The organism is Roseateles sp. GW821-FHT09G09 (genome assembly GCF_059415965.1).
Window position 1 is genome coordinate 70,159 of sequence record NZ_JBWKOG010000006.1, and the last position, 14,368, is coordinate 84,526.

General features: G+C 71.7%; 6 protein-coding genes. 3 read left to right on the forward strand and 3 right to left on the reverse strand.

Going from position 1 to position 14,368, the window contains the following annotated elements; genetic code table 11:
* The first annotated feature begins 261 nt into the window (after window positions 1–261).
* A complete protein-coding gene (locus tag AC07O8_RS16985) occupies window positions 262–1,149 on the forward strand; it encodes a sialate O-acetylesterase (protein WP_495049165.1) in 888 nt (295 codons plus the stop codon).
* 203 nt (window positions 1,150–1,352) lie between these two features.
* Window positions 1,353–3,152: an aspartyl protease family protein gene (locus tag AC07O8_RS16990; protein WP_495049166.1), complete on the forward strand. Its 1,800-nt coding sequence runs from the start codon at window positions 1,353–1,355 to the stop codon at window positions 3,150–3,152.
* A 64-nt stretch (window positions 3,153–3,216) separates the two neighbouring features.
* On the opposite strand, the gene AC07O8_RS16995 is transcribed toward AC07O8_RS16990, so the two are convergent.
* The gene (locus tag AC07O8_RS16995; protein ID WP_495049167.1) at window positions 3,217–3,687 is read right to left on the reverse strand and encodes a DUF1203 domain-containing protein; all 471 of its coding nucleotides are present in this window, start codon (window positions 3,685–3,687) and stop codon (window positions 3,217–3,219) included.
* Window positions 3,688–3,897: 210 nt separating this feature from the next.
* Between AC07O8_RS16995 and AC07O8_RS17000 the strand changes: the two genes are divergently transcribed.
* Complete coding sequence (locus tag AC07O8_RS17000) at window positions 3,898–4,548, forward strand: GAF domain-containing protein (RefSeq protein ID WP_495049168.1); 651 nt, start codon at window positions 3,898–3,900, stop codon at window positions 4,546–4,548.
* A gap of 400 nt (window positions 4,549–4,948) precedes the next feature.
* Here the strand turns inward: AC07O8_RS17000 and AC07O8_RS17005 are convergent, their stop codons facing one another.
* Window positions 4,949–13,729: a GH36-type glycosyl hydrolase domain-containing protein gene (locus AC07O8_RS17005; protein WP_495049169.1), complete on the reverse strand. Its 8,781-nt coding sequence runs from the start codon at window positions 13,727–13,729 to the stop codon at window positions 4,949–4,951.
* A gap of 155 nt (window positions 13,730–13,884) precedes the next feature.
* Window positions 13,885–14,124, reverse strand: coding sequence for a hypothetical protein (locus tag AC07O8_RS17010; RefSeq protein ID WP_297528776.1), 240 nt, complete (start codon window positions 14,122–14,124; stop codon window positions 13,885–13,887).
* Between the last annotated feature and the right edge of the window lie 244 nt (window positions 14,125–14,368).

A 14,368-nucleotide genomic window follows, 5' to 3' on the forward strand; every position in this document is an offset into this window, starting at 1 on the left:
ACTGCGCACTGCGCCCGCTTGAGGGCGCCGGTGCCCCTCTGCGCTCAATCGCCTGCGCATGCTCGGCATTCGCTTCGAGGGGCACCGGCGCCCTCAAGCTCGGAGCAAGGCGTGCAGCATGCAGCATGCAGCATGCAGCATGCGGCGTGTCTCGTGTCTCGTGTCTCGTGTCTCGTGTGGCGTGGGGCGGCCGGGGTGCGGCATGCCATTGCTGGGGCGGAGACAATGGGCGCTCCCCCTGCTCAGTCGACGACGCTCCTGATGACCGAAGAACGGAAGAATTCCCTGATCCCGCTGGCGATCGGCGCGGTGGCGCTGCTGTCGTGCGGCGGCATGATCGCGGCGGGCGTGGCGATGCTGCGCAACGGCAAGCCGTCGACGCCCGCGGACGACCTCGCGCAGCGGATCGCCGCCATCCACGACATGCCGGTGACGGCGCCGGACTGCGGCGCGGTGTTCAAGGACGAGCAGCCCGTGGTGATCGTGGTGATGGGCCAGTCCAACGCGGCGAATCACGCCGATCCGATCCCGCCGGCAGCCGCGCCGGTGCCGCCGATGCCGGTGCTGCACCTGGGCGGCTGCGGTCTGGCGAGTTCGCCGGTGCCGGGCGCGACGGGCACCGGTGGCAGCGTCTGGCCGGCCGTGAACCAGGCCCTGGGCGGGCGTTGGCAGGGCCATCCGATCGTGTGGGCGGTGGTGGCGGTGGACGGCAGCTCGATCGCCGAATGGACCGACCCGAACAGCGCGCTGCGCAGTTACTGGCAGACGCAGATGGACCGGATCAAGGGCACCCGCTGGCCGGTGGCCGCGGTGTTGTGGCAGCAGGGCGAGGCCGACGCGCGCGACCGCACGGCGATGGCCGATTACCGCGATGCGCTGGCGGCGCTGCGCGCCGGGGTGGCGATGCGGGGCATCGATGCGCCGTGGTGGATCGCGCGCTCGACCTACTGCCCGCCGCACGACGGCGGCCAGGTGCGCGAGGCGGTGCGGGAGCTGCTGGCGATCCCCGACAGCGGCTTCCGCGCGGGACCGGACACCGACACGATCAGCTTGCCGTTGCGCAACGGCTGCCATTTCACCGCGGAAGGCACGGCGCGCGCGGCAGCGCTGTGGGCGGAGGCGTTGAAGCCTGTGGCGACGCGGCGATAGGTCTGCAGACGGCGTGCGTGTTGCGACGACGTCGCGGGCGTGTGGAGCCGGCGTTGGAAAGCCGTTGAACCACGCCGTGCGCGTGTGGCACGCACGCCGATTCCCCCCTCGGTAGGAGCGTGTCCGGGCGGCGAGCCGGGTATCGTCGCCAGTCGCGACGGGCGGAGCACCGCCTGCGCGACTTCACGCCCAGGGAGGGACGATTGAACACACGCCGACTCGCACCGTTGCTGGCCGCCATCCTCGCGGTGCCGGCCCTGTTCATGGCGATGTCCACCGCCATGGCCGCCGAGGACGCGAACCGCTGCCGCATCGAGACGATGAGCATCCCGGTTCGACTGGTCGACCGCCGACCGGTCGCCACCCTTCAGCTCAACGGGGTCGCCGTGCCGATGCTGGTGGACAGCGGCGCGTTCTACAGTTTCCTGAGCGCCTCGACGGCCCAGCAACTGGGCCTGCCGCTGCGCAAGCCGCCGTCCCACCTGAAGGTGCAGGGCGTCACTGGCCCAGTGGAGGGCCTGCGCGTCACGACGGTCAAGAGCGTGCGCCTCGAAGAGGCGGAGCTGGAATACATCGAGTTCCTTGTCGGCGGCAGCGAGAACGGCGCCGGCATCATGGGCGTGCTGGGCCGCAACTTCCTGTCCATCGCCGACACCGAGTACGACCTGGCGCACGGCGTGGTGCGTCTCGTCTTCCCCAAGGGCGACTGCGACAAGGCGTCGCTGGCGTATTGGGCCGGCGATGCGCCGGTGATCGAGGCGACGATGCTGAGCTACAGCCGGTCCGACCGCACCGTGCGGGTCGAGGTGCAGGTCAACGGTCGCAAGCTCGAGGCGGTGATGGACACGGGCGCGACGAACACCGTGCTGACCTTGGGCGCGGCGCGCAAGGCCGGCATCGAGGAGAAGGACATGACGCCGGCGGGTCGCACGAGCGGGGCGGGCGCGGACCTGGCGCAGGCCTGGCTCGCGAACGTGGAGCGTTTCGAGTTCGGCGGCGAGAAGGTCCGCGACAACCGGCTGCTGGTGACGGACGTCAGCAGCCGGGATCAGGACATGCTGCTGGGCCTGGACTACTTCCTGGCGCACCGGGTGTATGTGTCGCGTCTGCAGGGCAAGGTCTACGCGACCTGGAACGGCGGCCGGGTCTTCGCGCCGAGCAGGCCCGGCAGCGAGGCCTACAACGCCAGTTATGCGGCGAAGGCCGACGAGATCGCGGCCGACGATGCCGACGGGTTCGCGCGACGGGGCAACGCGTCGCTGGTGGCGGGCGATGCGCCGCGCGCGCTGGAGGACCTGAACCGCGCGATCCAGCTGGCGCCGGCGGTGGCGGGCTACTTCGATGCGCGCGCGCGGGTGCGGATCGCGCTGAAGCAGGGGAAGGCGGCGCTGGCCGATCTGGACGAGGCCCTGCGCCTGGATCCGACGATGGCCGAGGCGCGGTTGCGCCGGGTGCCCTTGCGCCTGGCGGCCGGCGATCGCGAGGGCGCGGACGCCGACCTGAAGGAGCTGGACGCGAGCTTGCCGCCGGCGTCGAACCTGCGCGCGTCGATGGCGGTGAACTATGCGCGGCGCAACCTGGTGCCGGAGGCGATGCGCCAGTTCGATCTCTGGATCGGCAGCCATCCCAGGGACGTGCGTCTGGCCTCGATGCTGGGAGAGCGCTGCTGGATGCGGACGCGGCTGAACCTGGAAGCGGACAAGGCGGTCGACGATTGCAAGTCGGCGATCGATCGGGACGACGAGGAGGCGGCGTACCGCTGGCAACTGGGCTGGGCCTGGCTGCGCCAGGGCGACGCGTCGCGGGCGCGCAAGGCCTTCGACCAGGCGATCGAGAAGAAGCCGTCGGCCTGGGCCCTCTACGGACGGGGTGTGGCGCTGACCCGGCTCAACGAGACGGACAAGGCGCGCCAGGACCTGGAGGCCGCGCGCAAGTTGACCCCGGCGATCGATGAGAACGTGAAGAAGGCGGGGTTCGCGGCATTGGCGGAAGCCGCGCGCTGAGTCCGATGCCTCGTGAGAAGGGAACATCGATGGCGATACTTGGCACGAGGCACCTGATGTCGAGTCAGGTGCACCGTTCGATCCGCGCCGCATAGCAGCCACGCTTGGCGAAATGCACCTGGAGGTAGCTCGCCTCCGGATCACCGAAGAAGCGGTTGATGAGGACCTCGAGGCCGTCGCCGTCGACGAGGTCCGCGTCGACCATCATCCCGGCCGCGTCGAACGCCCGGACCGACAGCATCCGCCCGCGCAGCGCCTTCGGCACCTCGTTGACGCGATCGAAGCGTTCGGCGTCGGCCTCGCGGACGTAGATCGCATGCGTGCCGCGGTACGGTGTGTCGACGTCCAGGTGGACGTAGTTGAGCAGCAGCACCGTCTCGCCCGGCGCGGCGTCGTCCAGCGTGACGCGATCCGGCGCCGAGCGCGGGCTGTCGATGCGCACCCGTAGCACGCCTTGCTCGCGCAGTGTCGCGTCGGTCATGCGGAACATCGGGCGGAACGGGGCGGGGTCCAGGCCCAGGATTCGGAAGTCCATGTGAGCGCGGCGCGGTGGCCGTCCAAGTGGTCGAGGCGTCCACGATAAGGAAGCGGCCGGCCCCGGTCGCGCCGTTTCCGGACATGGAATTGCACGCCGCCTCACCGCTTTGCCGCCCTTCGTCCTGGGGGCTGGTCCAGTTCCCGGGATCGCGCGATCATGGGTGCTCATGCACGCTGATGCATATGCGCTGCCGCGCCGGAGGACTGCATGCCGACCCATTGCCTCGCCGATTCGGAACGCCTGTATGGCCGCTGGCAGCGCATGCTGGAAGTCCTGGCCCAGCAACTCGACATGCCGGTCGCGATGATCAACCTCGTCGACGGCAGCGACCTCGTGTTCTTCGGCGTGCGCGACGAGCAGCAGCGCTTTCCGCGCAACGGGCGCCTCGAACTCGCCGTCAACAGCTATTGCGCCAACGTGATCCGTCGCGGCGAGCACCTGCTCGTCGGCGACGTCCGCCGGCTGCCCGCGATCAGCGACGGCAACCCGACCGCGGCCCTCGGCCTGGTCCACTACTATGGCGAACCGATCCGCGATGCCGAAGGCACGGTCGTCGGCACCGTCTGCGTGATGGACGAGCGCCCACGCGAGACCTCCTCGGGCGTGCGCATGCTGGTCTCGCTGATGCGCGACGCCATCGAGGACGACCTGCGCGCCTGCACCGAGGTCGAGCGCTTCGAGGCGCGTCACGCCGAGCTGAAAACCTCGGCGCGTCGACTGCTGGACGCGATGGCGCGCTCTGGCCTGGGCGAGGCGAGGGCGCTGGAAGCGCTCGGATTCAGCGCCGACGATCTGGAGAACCACGAACGTCTGGCGCAACTGGCCCAACCGGTGCAGCCCTCCCAGCCGGCTCAATGAGCGGGACCGGTCTCTACGCGGGCAACTCGATCGTCAGCCAGGACCAGCGCCGCTGGTACGACGCCGCTTTCCGTTCGAAGAGCTGGCGATGCGGCCCCAGCGGATTCATCGTCAGCCTCCCCCGGTACGGTGTTCGATGGACATCGTGCCATTCTGGCCGCGCCGCCTGAGGCGCTCCGGTCAGTGGAATCCCTCTCTGGCGGGGGTACAACCCGTGTCCAGCATTCTTTGACTGCCACGGCCGCTGGCCCTCACCCCCGCCCTCTCCCGCAAGCGGGAGAGGGAGTGAGAAAGCACCGAGCCGGTCGGAGCAGGAGCACTGGGGTGGCTCCCTCTCCCGCACTGCGGGAGAGGGTGGGGGTGAGGGCCAGCGGCGGTGGAAAAGCTGAATCCCTGCGCCTCAACGTCCTGTCGTTCGCAGCTCCGCCGCTTCCGGCAGCCGCACCATCTCCGGCACGCTGACGACCACCAGCGCCTGGTCCGGCGACAACGAGGACAGCTCGATCGACTCGCCCGCGTTCTCGCGTCGCGCGCCGGGCTCGCGCGTCTGCGCGGCGCGGCAGGCCGTCTCATTGGCACAGACGATGATGCGCAGCCAGCGGCCCTCGTGACGGATGCGCACCTCGGCCTGGTCCCAGTGCACCGGCAGGCAGGCGTCGACGCGCAGGCGGCCCTGCTCGACGACGACGCCGCAGATCGACTCCAGCGACGCCCGCAGCAGCCAGCCCGCCGAACCGCTGTACCAGCTCCATCCGCCGCGCCCGACCCAGGGCGCGTGCGAGTAGATGTCGCCGGCCATCACGTAGGGCTCGATCGCGTAGATCGGCCCCAGCCGCGGATCGGCCCAGCGATGCGCTGGGCTCAGTCCGGTGTAGACCTGCCACATCGTGTCGCGCTGTCCCAGCCGCGCCAGCGCCATCAGCGCCCAGACCGCGGCATGGTTGTACTGGCCGCCGTTCTCGCGCACGCCGGGCGCGTAGGACTGGATGTAGCCCGCGCTTGGCTGCGCCGTCGCCAGCGGCGGATGCAGCAGCCGCGCCAGCTTCGCCACCGGATCGAGCAGGTGCGCGCAGGCGCTGGCCATCGCCTGGCGCGCGTGCGCCGGGTCGGCCGCCGAGGTCAGTACCGCCCAGCTCTGCGCGATCAAGTCGATCTTGCACTCGGCGTTCTCCGACGATCCCAGCGGCGAGCCGTCGTCGAAGAAGCCGCGCCGGTACCACTGGCCGTCCCAGCCGGGACCGTCCAGCGCCGCGACCCAGCCGTCGCGCGCCGCCTTCCAGCGCTGCACGCGTTCATGCTCGCCGCGCGCCGTGGCGACCGGCGCGAAGTCCTCGATCACCTGCGCCAGGAACCAGGCCATCCACACCGATTCGCCCTTGCCCTCGTGACCGACGCGGTTCATGCCGTCGTTCCAGTCGCCGGTGCCGAACAGCGGCAGGCCGTGCGGCCCGCTGCCCAGGCTGCGGTCGATCGCGCGGGCCGCGTGCTCGTAGACCGAGGCCATCGGGCCGTCGGTGCGCGGGCTCTCGTAGATGTCCTCGGCGCCCTCGGGCACCTGCTGCCCGTTGAGGAAGGGCACCGCGTCCTCGAGCAGCGTCAGGTCGCCGGTCCGGGCCAGGTAATGCGCGAGCGCGTACGGCATCCACAGGCGGTCGTCCGAGAAATGCGTCCGCACGCCCGCGCCCCCCGGTTCGTGCCACCAGTGCTGCACGTCGCCTTCGGGGAACTGGCGCGCCGCGCTGCGCCGGATCTGGTCGGCCAGCAACTGCGGCGCGACGTCCGTCAGCGCCATCGCGTCCTGCAGCTGGTCGCGATAGCCGAAGGCGCCGCCCGCCTGGTAGAAGCCGGCGCGCGCCCACATGCGGCAGACCAGCGTCTGGTACGGCAGCCAGTGGTTGGTCAGCGCGTCGAAGCGCGGATCGGGCGTGGACACCTGCATGCCGCCCAGCAGCTCCGGCCACTGCCGTCGCTGGCGGTCCAGCCGCACGGCCGGATCCACCCTCCAGGCCGATTCCATCAGCGCATGCGTCGCGTCCGGCGACGGGCCGTGACCCAGCAGCACGGTCAGTTCCGCCGGCTGCGACGCGTCGAGCTCGATGCGCGCGGCCAGCGCGGCGCAGGCGTCCAGGCCGCCGCCGCCGCGACGGCTCAAGGTCTTGGGCAGCACCATGCGGCCGGCGCTGTCGAAGAACTCCCGGCGGTCGCAGGTCCAGTCCTGCTGGTCGAGGCGCACCCGCAGCGGCACGGTGTCGGCGCCGCCCCGCGTGCCGGCGACGCGGTCGGCCGGTTGCCGCGGCCGGATGCACAGCGCCGCCGTCGCGTCGCCGAAACCGCCGAGATGATCGAGCTGCGTCGCCTGCAGCGTGAGCGCGCGTTCCGGCTGCGGCAGCCCGGCACCGAGCTCACCCACCGTCAGCCAGGCGCTCTGCGTCGCGACCGACAGCCGCTCGCTGCGGGCGCTGCCGAGTTGCCACTCGGCCAGCGCCACGAGCCGCAATCGCCGGCGCGATCGGGCCGCGGAGTCGATGCGCACCTGCACCTGCTTCACCGAGGCGTCGCGGTCCACGCACCAGCACAGCTCGACCTGCAGGTCGTCCAGCCGTTGCCGGCTGCGCGAGTAGCCGATGCCGTGCTCGATCGACAGCGGCGCCTCGCGGCGCAGTTGCCGACCCAGCGGCCACACGCGGTCGTTGTCCAGATCGTGCAGCAGCAGCCATTCGCCGGGCGGATCGATCAGCGGATCGTTGGACCAGGGCGTGACCTGGTGCATCCGGCTGTTGCCGGCCCAGGTGTAGCCCGCGGCGATCTCGGTGACCTGGCAGCCGAAATCACGGTTCGCGAGCACGTTGACCCAGGGCTTGGACGGATGCCGGTCCGGCGAGACCTCGAAGGAGAAGCCGCCGTGCTCGGGGTCGAAGCGGCCTTCCGGCGGACGCGGCGTCGCTTCCGGACGCGGACGCTCGGCCAGCGCGTGCGCCACCGGCAGCCGCTCCGAGTCGTTGGTCGGGGCCGTGTCCTCGATCCAGCGCTCGAGCTGCTGCGAGAGCGGGCGGCCGTCGGCCTGCAGGCGCAAACGCGTCAGCGTCTGCAAGGTGAAGCGTTCGTCGGGTTGCAGATCGCTCTCGCGCAGCACGTGCAGCGCCGAGCACAGGTGCCCCGGCCGACCCTGCGCCTGGCCTTGCAGGCGCGCCTGCAGGGCTTGAAGCGCCTGCTGCACCGGCGCGTTGTAGGAGGAGGGCTCCTCGTTGAGCACGACGAGGTCGATGCCGACCGCATGCGTGGTCCACATGCGCAGCGCCTTCTTCAGCGCGCGGATCAGGTCGATGCCTTCCTCGCCGGTGACCGTGACCATCAAGATCGGCCGGTCGCCGGAGATGCCGAAGCGGTAGAGCGCGCGGCGGTCGCAGCGGCCTTGCGGCGCGCGGACGTGCGCGGGCTCGCGCACCGCCTGGCCGGTGACCAGCGTGTTGAGCTGCAGCAGCGCGCCCCAGGTGGCGGTGTCGAACTGCAGTTCGCGCAGCCGGATGCCGCCCATCGTGTGCGACATCGACGCGGACCGCTCCACATGCGCCGGCTGGCGGTACTTGTCGACCAGCGCGCGCAGCAGGTCGCCGTCGCGGGCGGCCGCCGTGCAGAAGGTCAGCCGCACGGTCGCGCCCGGCGCCAGGTCCAGTCCCACCCGCAAGCCGGCGATCGGATCCAGCCCGGTGTCGAGCAGGCGACCCGGTTCGCCCGCGGCGGTCACGTCGGCCTCGTCATCGACGAACTCCGGCCGCGCGTCACCGACCGGACGCGTCGAGCTGCCGTAGCGGCCCAGCCAGCGCCCGCGATCGGCGATCGGCAGCACCTCGCGCACCGTGTAGTCCTCGGCGCGGAGGTCGCCCTCGGCGCCCGCGGCGCCGTTTGCGCCGCTTGCGCTGTTTGCGCTGTTTGCGCGCGCGTCGCGGCCATCGAGTGCGCGGTTGGCGGATGAGCCTCGTCCGTCGGCCCCGCGCGCGCCGTCACGACGCGCCGCCTTGCCGGAGGACGCCGAGCCGCCGTCCACGCGGGCCAGGAAGAACACCGCGCGCATCGCGGCCTCGTCGAAGAGCCGCGGCCGGCGCCGCAGATGCAGCGCATGTTCCGCCTCGTCCCACCGGGCCTGGATGAACAGGTTGGAGAAGGCCGGGTGCGCCTCGTCGCCGCGTTGCGGTGCCAGGGTGGCCTCGAAGGAGGACACCAGGTCCAGCACCAGCGGCTTGGCGCCGCGGTTGGTGAGCTCGATCTGACGCAGCTCGCAGTCGTCCTCCGGGCTCACCCACACCGTGGTGCTGCTGCGCAGGTCGGGCCAGGCGGCTTCGAAAAGCACGCGCTCGGCCTGCATGCGGGTCTCGTAGCGGGCGCGCGGATCGGGCGCCGGCCGGGCGGTGTTGCTGAACCAGTCCTCCTCGCCGGCACGGCGCAGCATCGTGAAGCTGCCGTGCTGGTCGCGCAGCAGGTCGTCGCGCCAGCGCGTCACCGCCACGCCGTCCCAGTTGCTGTAGCCGCCGCCGTGGCTGCGCAGCACCACCGAGTAGCGCCCGTTGGTCAGCATGTGCGTCAGCGGCAGCGTTTCCTCCAGCGGCGCGCTCTCGCGCACCATGCGCGTCTTGCGGACCTGGCGCGCGCGCGGCGTCGGATTCGTGATCTCGGTGGACAGCGGGGCCACCTCGCGCGGCGCGCGCTCGTGCAGCAGCGTGGCGACGGCCTTGACGTGCGGATCGCTCATCAGCCAGCGGCGTGGCGCGTCATCGGCCAGCAGGTTGGTCAGCGCCACGAAGCCCATCGCCTGATGGTGCGCCATGTAGGTCTGCACGAGCGTGAAGCCGGCGCCGGCGGTCTGCCGCTGCGGCGTGTAGTCGACCGCTTCGATGAAGCCGAACGCGCCGCGCGCGCCGAGCCGCTCGAACTCCTGCAGGTTGGCCACGACCCGCACCGGCGCCACGATCGCGGCCATCACCGCCGCGTAGGGGGCCAGCACGCGTTCGTCGACGGCCAGCCGCGCCAGCGCCAGCGTCTGCACGCCCTGCGGTCCGTACTGGTAGGCGAGGGTGTGGTCCTGCCCGGCGATCGCCGATTCGGAGATGCCCCACGGGGTGCCCTTGCCGTGGGCCTCGAAACGCTGCTCTGCCACCGCCGTGCGGATGGCGCGGCCCAGCGCGCTGTTGGCCGGCTCCCGCAGCACCAGCGAGGGCATGAGGTACTCGAACATCGAGCCGGTCCAGGACTTCAGGCCGAGCGAATCGCCGGCGCCGTCGCGCGAGAAGAACGGCCGGCCCAGGGCGCGCCAGTGCTCGGGCGGCAGGTCGCCCTTGGCGATCGCGATCAGGCTGGTGAGGCGCGCCTCGCTGGCGAGCAGGTCGTAGTGGTTGTCGTCGAGCTGCTGGGCGTCGCCGCGCCAGCCGATGCGCAGCAGGCGACGTTCGGGGTCGAACAGCGGGCGGTAGTCGGCCTCCAGGCCGAGCCGGCGTGCGCGCTGCGCGAGCTCGCGCAGCCGCAGGCGCGCCTCGGCGAAGCCCGCGCCGTGGTCGCGCCAGAACGATTCCAGCTGCGCGATCAGGTCGCGCAGCAGCCAATGCGCCGCGGTCGCTTCGTAGCCTTCCGCGCTGGCGAGGCCGTCGAGTTCCGCGCGGGCCGCCGCGACCTGCGCGCGCAGCACGGCCTGCTGCTCCTCGGCCCCGGCACCGGCGTTCTCGGGATCGATCAGGGACGCCACCAGCGCGGCGCCCGCGCCCAGCACCCCGTCGTTGGCCAGCGGCGGCTGCATCACGCGCAACCGGCGCAGCGTCTTCGTCAACGCGTCGCGCGGCGCGATGGCGAGCTGGTCCGGCGACATCTCGGCGGCGAGCTCGCAGGCCCGTGCCACCGTCAGCAGATGCGCCGAGCAGTTGCCGCTGTCGACCGCCGACACGTACCCCGGCGCCAGCACGGCCAGGGACTCGGTGTCGTACCAGTTGTAGAAATGGCCGTGCCAGCGCGGCAGGCGCTCGAGCGTGTCCAGCGTCGCCGACAGCCGCTCAGTCATGGTCACGACGCCGATGAAGCCCATCTCGCGGGCGCAGGCGACGGTCAGCAGGTACAGGCCGATGTTGGTCGGCGAGGTGCGGTGCGCGACGAGCAGGTGCGGCGTCAGCTGCACGTTGTCCGGCGGCAGGTGGTTGTCGGCGGCGCCGACGTGGGTGTCGTAGAAGCGCCAGGTGTCGCGCGCGAGCTGCCAGAGGTAGTCGCGGCCCTGCGGGTCGAGCTCGGCCTCGCGCTGCAGCAGCGGCGCGCGCGGCGCGCTGGTCCACCAGATCCACAGCGGCGAGAGCGCCCACACGGCCAGCAGCACGATCGCCACCGTGGCGTCGACCGGCGCTCCGGACAAGGCCGCCGCCGCCAGCAGGCCGCCGAGCACCCCGGCCGCGACCGGCACGCGCAGGTGCTGGCGGACGAGCGCGGACAGGTCCCGCTTGGCCGCGGCCTGGGCGGCGGCCGCGGTGGTCCATTCGAGCATGTGGCGGCCCGACACGGTCTGGCGCCACAGCGCGCGACCGATCGCGTCGAGGTACAGCAGCGACAGGTGCAGCAGCAGCGCGACATGCCAGGCCGCGAGGCCCAGCGCGCGGCGCAGGTCGAGCGCGGTCTCGCGGTAGAAGTGCCGCCGCGCCAGGCCGTCGCGGCTGGGCACCAGGCCGGCCAGCGCGCCGACCAGCGGTCCGATCGCGAAGGCGCCGGCGACGACCGCCAGCGTCAGCCCGAAGGGCAGCACCTCGGTGCCCAGCACCAGCAGCATCAAGCCCAGCGACATCGGCGCGACCAGCGAGCGGCGCAGGTTGTCGATCAGCTTCCAGCGGTTGATCGGCGCGATGCCGTAGCGGCCCGCGCGCGCGATGAAGGGCAGCAGCTGCCAGTCGCCGCGCGTCCAGCGATGCAGCCGCGCGTGCGCGACGTCCGCATGCATCGGCGAGTCCTCGACCAGCGTGATGTCGGAGACGCCGGCGCAACGCGCGATGCTGCCTTCCAGCAGGTCGTGGCTCAACACCTGACCCTCCGGCAGGCGGGCGTCCAGCACCGCATGGCAGGCGCGCACGTCCAGCAGGCCCTTGCCCGTGAAACTGCCTTCGCCGAACAGGTCCTGGAAGATCTCCGAGCTGACCGCGCTGTAGGGGTCGATGCCGAACTGGCCGACGAACAGGCGGTGGTACGGCGTGCTCTCCTTGTCGTCGGGCATGGGCGCGAGCACGCGCGGTTGCAGAATGGCGTAGCCCTCGGCGACGCGGCGCCGTTGGGCGTCGACGCGGGGGCGGTTCATCGGATGCGCGGCGGTGCCCACCAGCGCGCGCAGGCGGCCCGGCGGCATGTCGGTGTCCGCGTCGAGCGTGATCAGGTGGCGCACGCCGGCCGCGGGCTGCGACAGGGGACCGAAGTCGACGAAAGGCGAGGTGCCGGCCGGCGATGCCAGCGTGCGCAGCAGCAGCTCGATCTTGCCGCGCTTGCGTTCCCAGCCGATCCAGCGGCGCTCGGTCGAGGACCACTCGCGCTGTCGATGCAGGAGCAGGAAACGCGGCTGGCCGTCGGCCAGCGGCCCGTGGCGCTCGTTGAGCGCCGAGATCGCGTCCGCGGCGGTGACGACGATCATCGTGTCGCCGGGCTGGTGTTCCTCGTAGGCATCGGCGTGATCGCTCAGCAGCGCGAACTGCACCAGGCGTTCCGGGTTCGCGAGGTGGTGCTGTTCCAGCTGCGCGATCAGCGGCGCGATGGCGTCTTCATTGGGCAGCAGCACCGGCATCACGACGAGCGTGCGCTCCGCGTCGGGCAGGCCGGCGGAGAAGTCCAGGCGCGGCAGCCGCGCGGGGCGCGCGAGTTCGCTGATCCAGCGGTTCATCAACGCGACCACGGCCTCGCTGATCGGTCCGGCGGCGAGCACCGCGGCGGTCCACAGCAGCCAGGTCGCCGCGCCGGGGCGGGCCTGGCTCATCAGCCAGTACAGGCCGAGCAGCCCCAGCAGCGCCAGACCGCCCAGGTAGGCGACCGCCGCCCAGCGCTGGCCGGGCGCGGTGTCGTGCGGCGGCCAGCGGCGCTCGCGCAGGCCCAGCGCGGCGAGCAGCGTCGGCCGGCCGGCGCCGCGCCACCAGTAGACCGGCGCGCTGCGGCGGTCGGGCTCGCCGTCCTCCGGCGGGCCGGCGCGTTGGGTCAGTTCCAGCAGCTGGCGGGCGATGTCGAGCTCGCTCTTGTCGCATTTGCGCGCGAGCTCCTCGATCTCGTGCAGCGTCATGTCCTGCGTGTCCGCGGCCTCGGCGGCGAAGACCGGCGACTGGCCCAGCGTCTGCATCACCGGACTGACGGCCTGGATCAGCCGTCGCCAGTCGGCCTGGTCGATGTGCCGGAGCGCGGTGATCGCGTTCCGGATGCTCTGCAGGTCCCGGATCGATTCGTCCTGCTGGCGCGCGAGCGCCTGCGCGGGCGCCGGCTGTCGCGTGCTGAGCCAGGCGGCCAGCTCGCCCATCAGCGGCTGGGGCAACTCCTCGAGGCGATGGTCGAGTTGCAGCCAGAAGGCCTCGACGACGCCGCGTTCCTTCATGCGCGGCTCGAGCCGCGTGATCGCCTCGATGCCGGTCTGCGTCGGATGACCGTCGAACCAGTGGTGGACCACGTCGCGCGCGGCCTGCAGCGTCGCGAAGCGCTCCGCCAGCCGGCGCAGGTTCTCGACCAGCACCACGCGCAGCGTCGTCGGCAGCGCCCACAGCTCGGCCAGGGACAGCGCGCGCTCTTCCTGGTAGGCGCGCAGGTAGGCTTTCAACAGCTCGGTGTCGAAGCCGCCGTCCGTGTGCGCGACCCAGGCCCAGGCGACGCCGTAGATGCGGGGCAGACCGGCCAGCGGCTCGTCGCGCAGCCGCGGCAGCAGCCGGAAGAAGCCGCGCGGCAGGCCGCGTCGCACCTGGTGGGTCTGCTCGTCGATCAGCGCGGCGTTGTCCAGCAGCCATTTGCCGGCGGCGCCGAGGTGGCGGAAGTCGCGATGACGTTTCTCGATCAGGCGCCGCGTCTGCTGCAGCATCGCGACGTTGTCGTCGAGCCGCGGGAAGAACTGGCCGGCGCCGGCCGTGCCCTGCACCGCCTGCGCCTGCGCGAGGCTGCGGCCGTGCTGCTCGAAGCGCGCCTGACCGAACAGCACGGACCGCACCGGCGGCTCGATCGTGCCGAGCGCCGGGTCGAGTAACGCAAGTTCTTCCGCAATTTCCGGGGAGCGCTCGGGCCCCGGTTCGGTAGAGCGATCCGACGGGGGCTCCGGCGCGGCCGGAGGCGGTCGGGGGAGGTCGTTCGCTCTCCGGACTTCGCTCATAGCCAATGGGCGAACAGACCGAGGGTGATGGCGCTCAGGGCGGCGGTGGTGGCCAGACGTGGCAACACGAGGCCACGTGCACGTTCAGCGAACAGCGCGAGGCCGAACCATCGCCCTCGGGCCTTCGCGCACTGGATCAGGTGGCGCTGCAACGCCTGTTCGTAGAGGTGCGGGACGGCGGTGCCGACCGGGCCGACCTGGACGATCGGACGGAGCGGGCCGACTGGGCTGTTCATGGTGGGAACCTCTCTGCAAGTGGATGAAGCGGTCTGAAACCGGACGTGTCAGAGTGGCAAGCACCATGCCTGCGCAAGCATGTCGTCCGGCCCGCCGCCGATGGCCATCCACCTACCCATGCCAGGGCATGAATCCGCGCGCGATGTCAACCGCGGGCGAAGACCCTTCGTGTCCCTGCCTTGTCCCTTGAAGGGACATCGGCCGTCCCTGGCCTGTCCCCGGCTTGTCACCCAGCGGATGGTC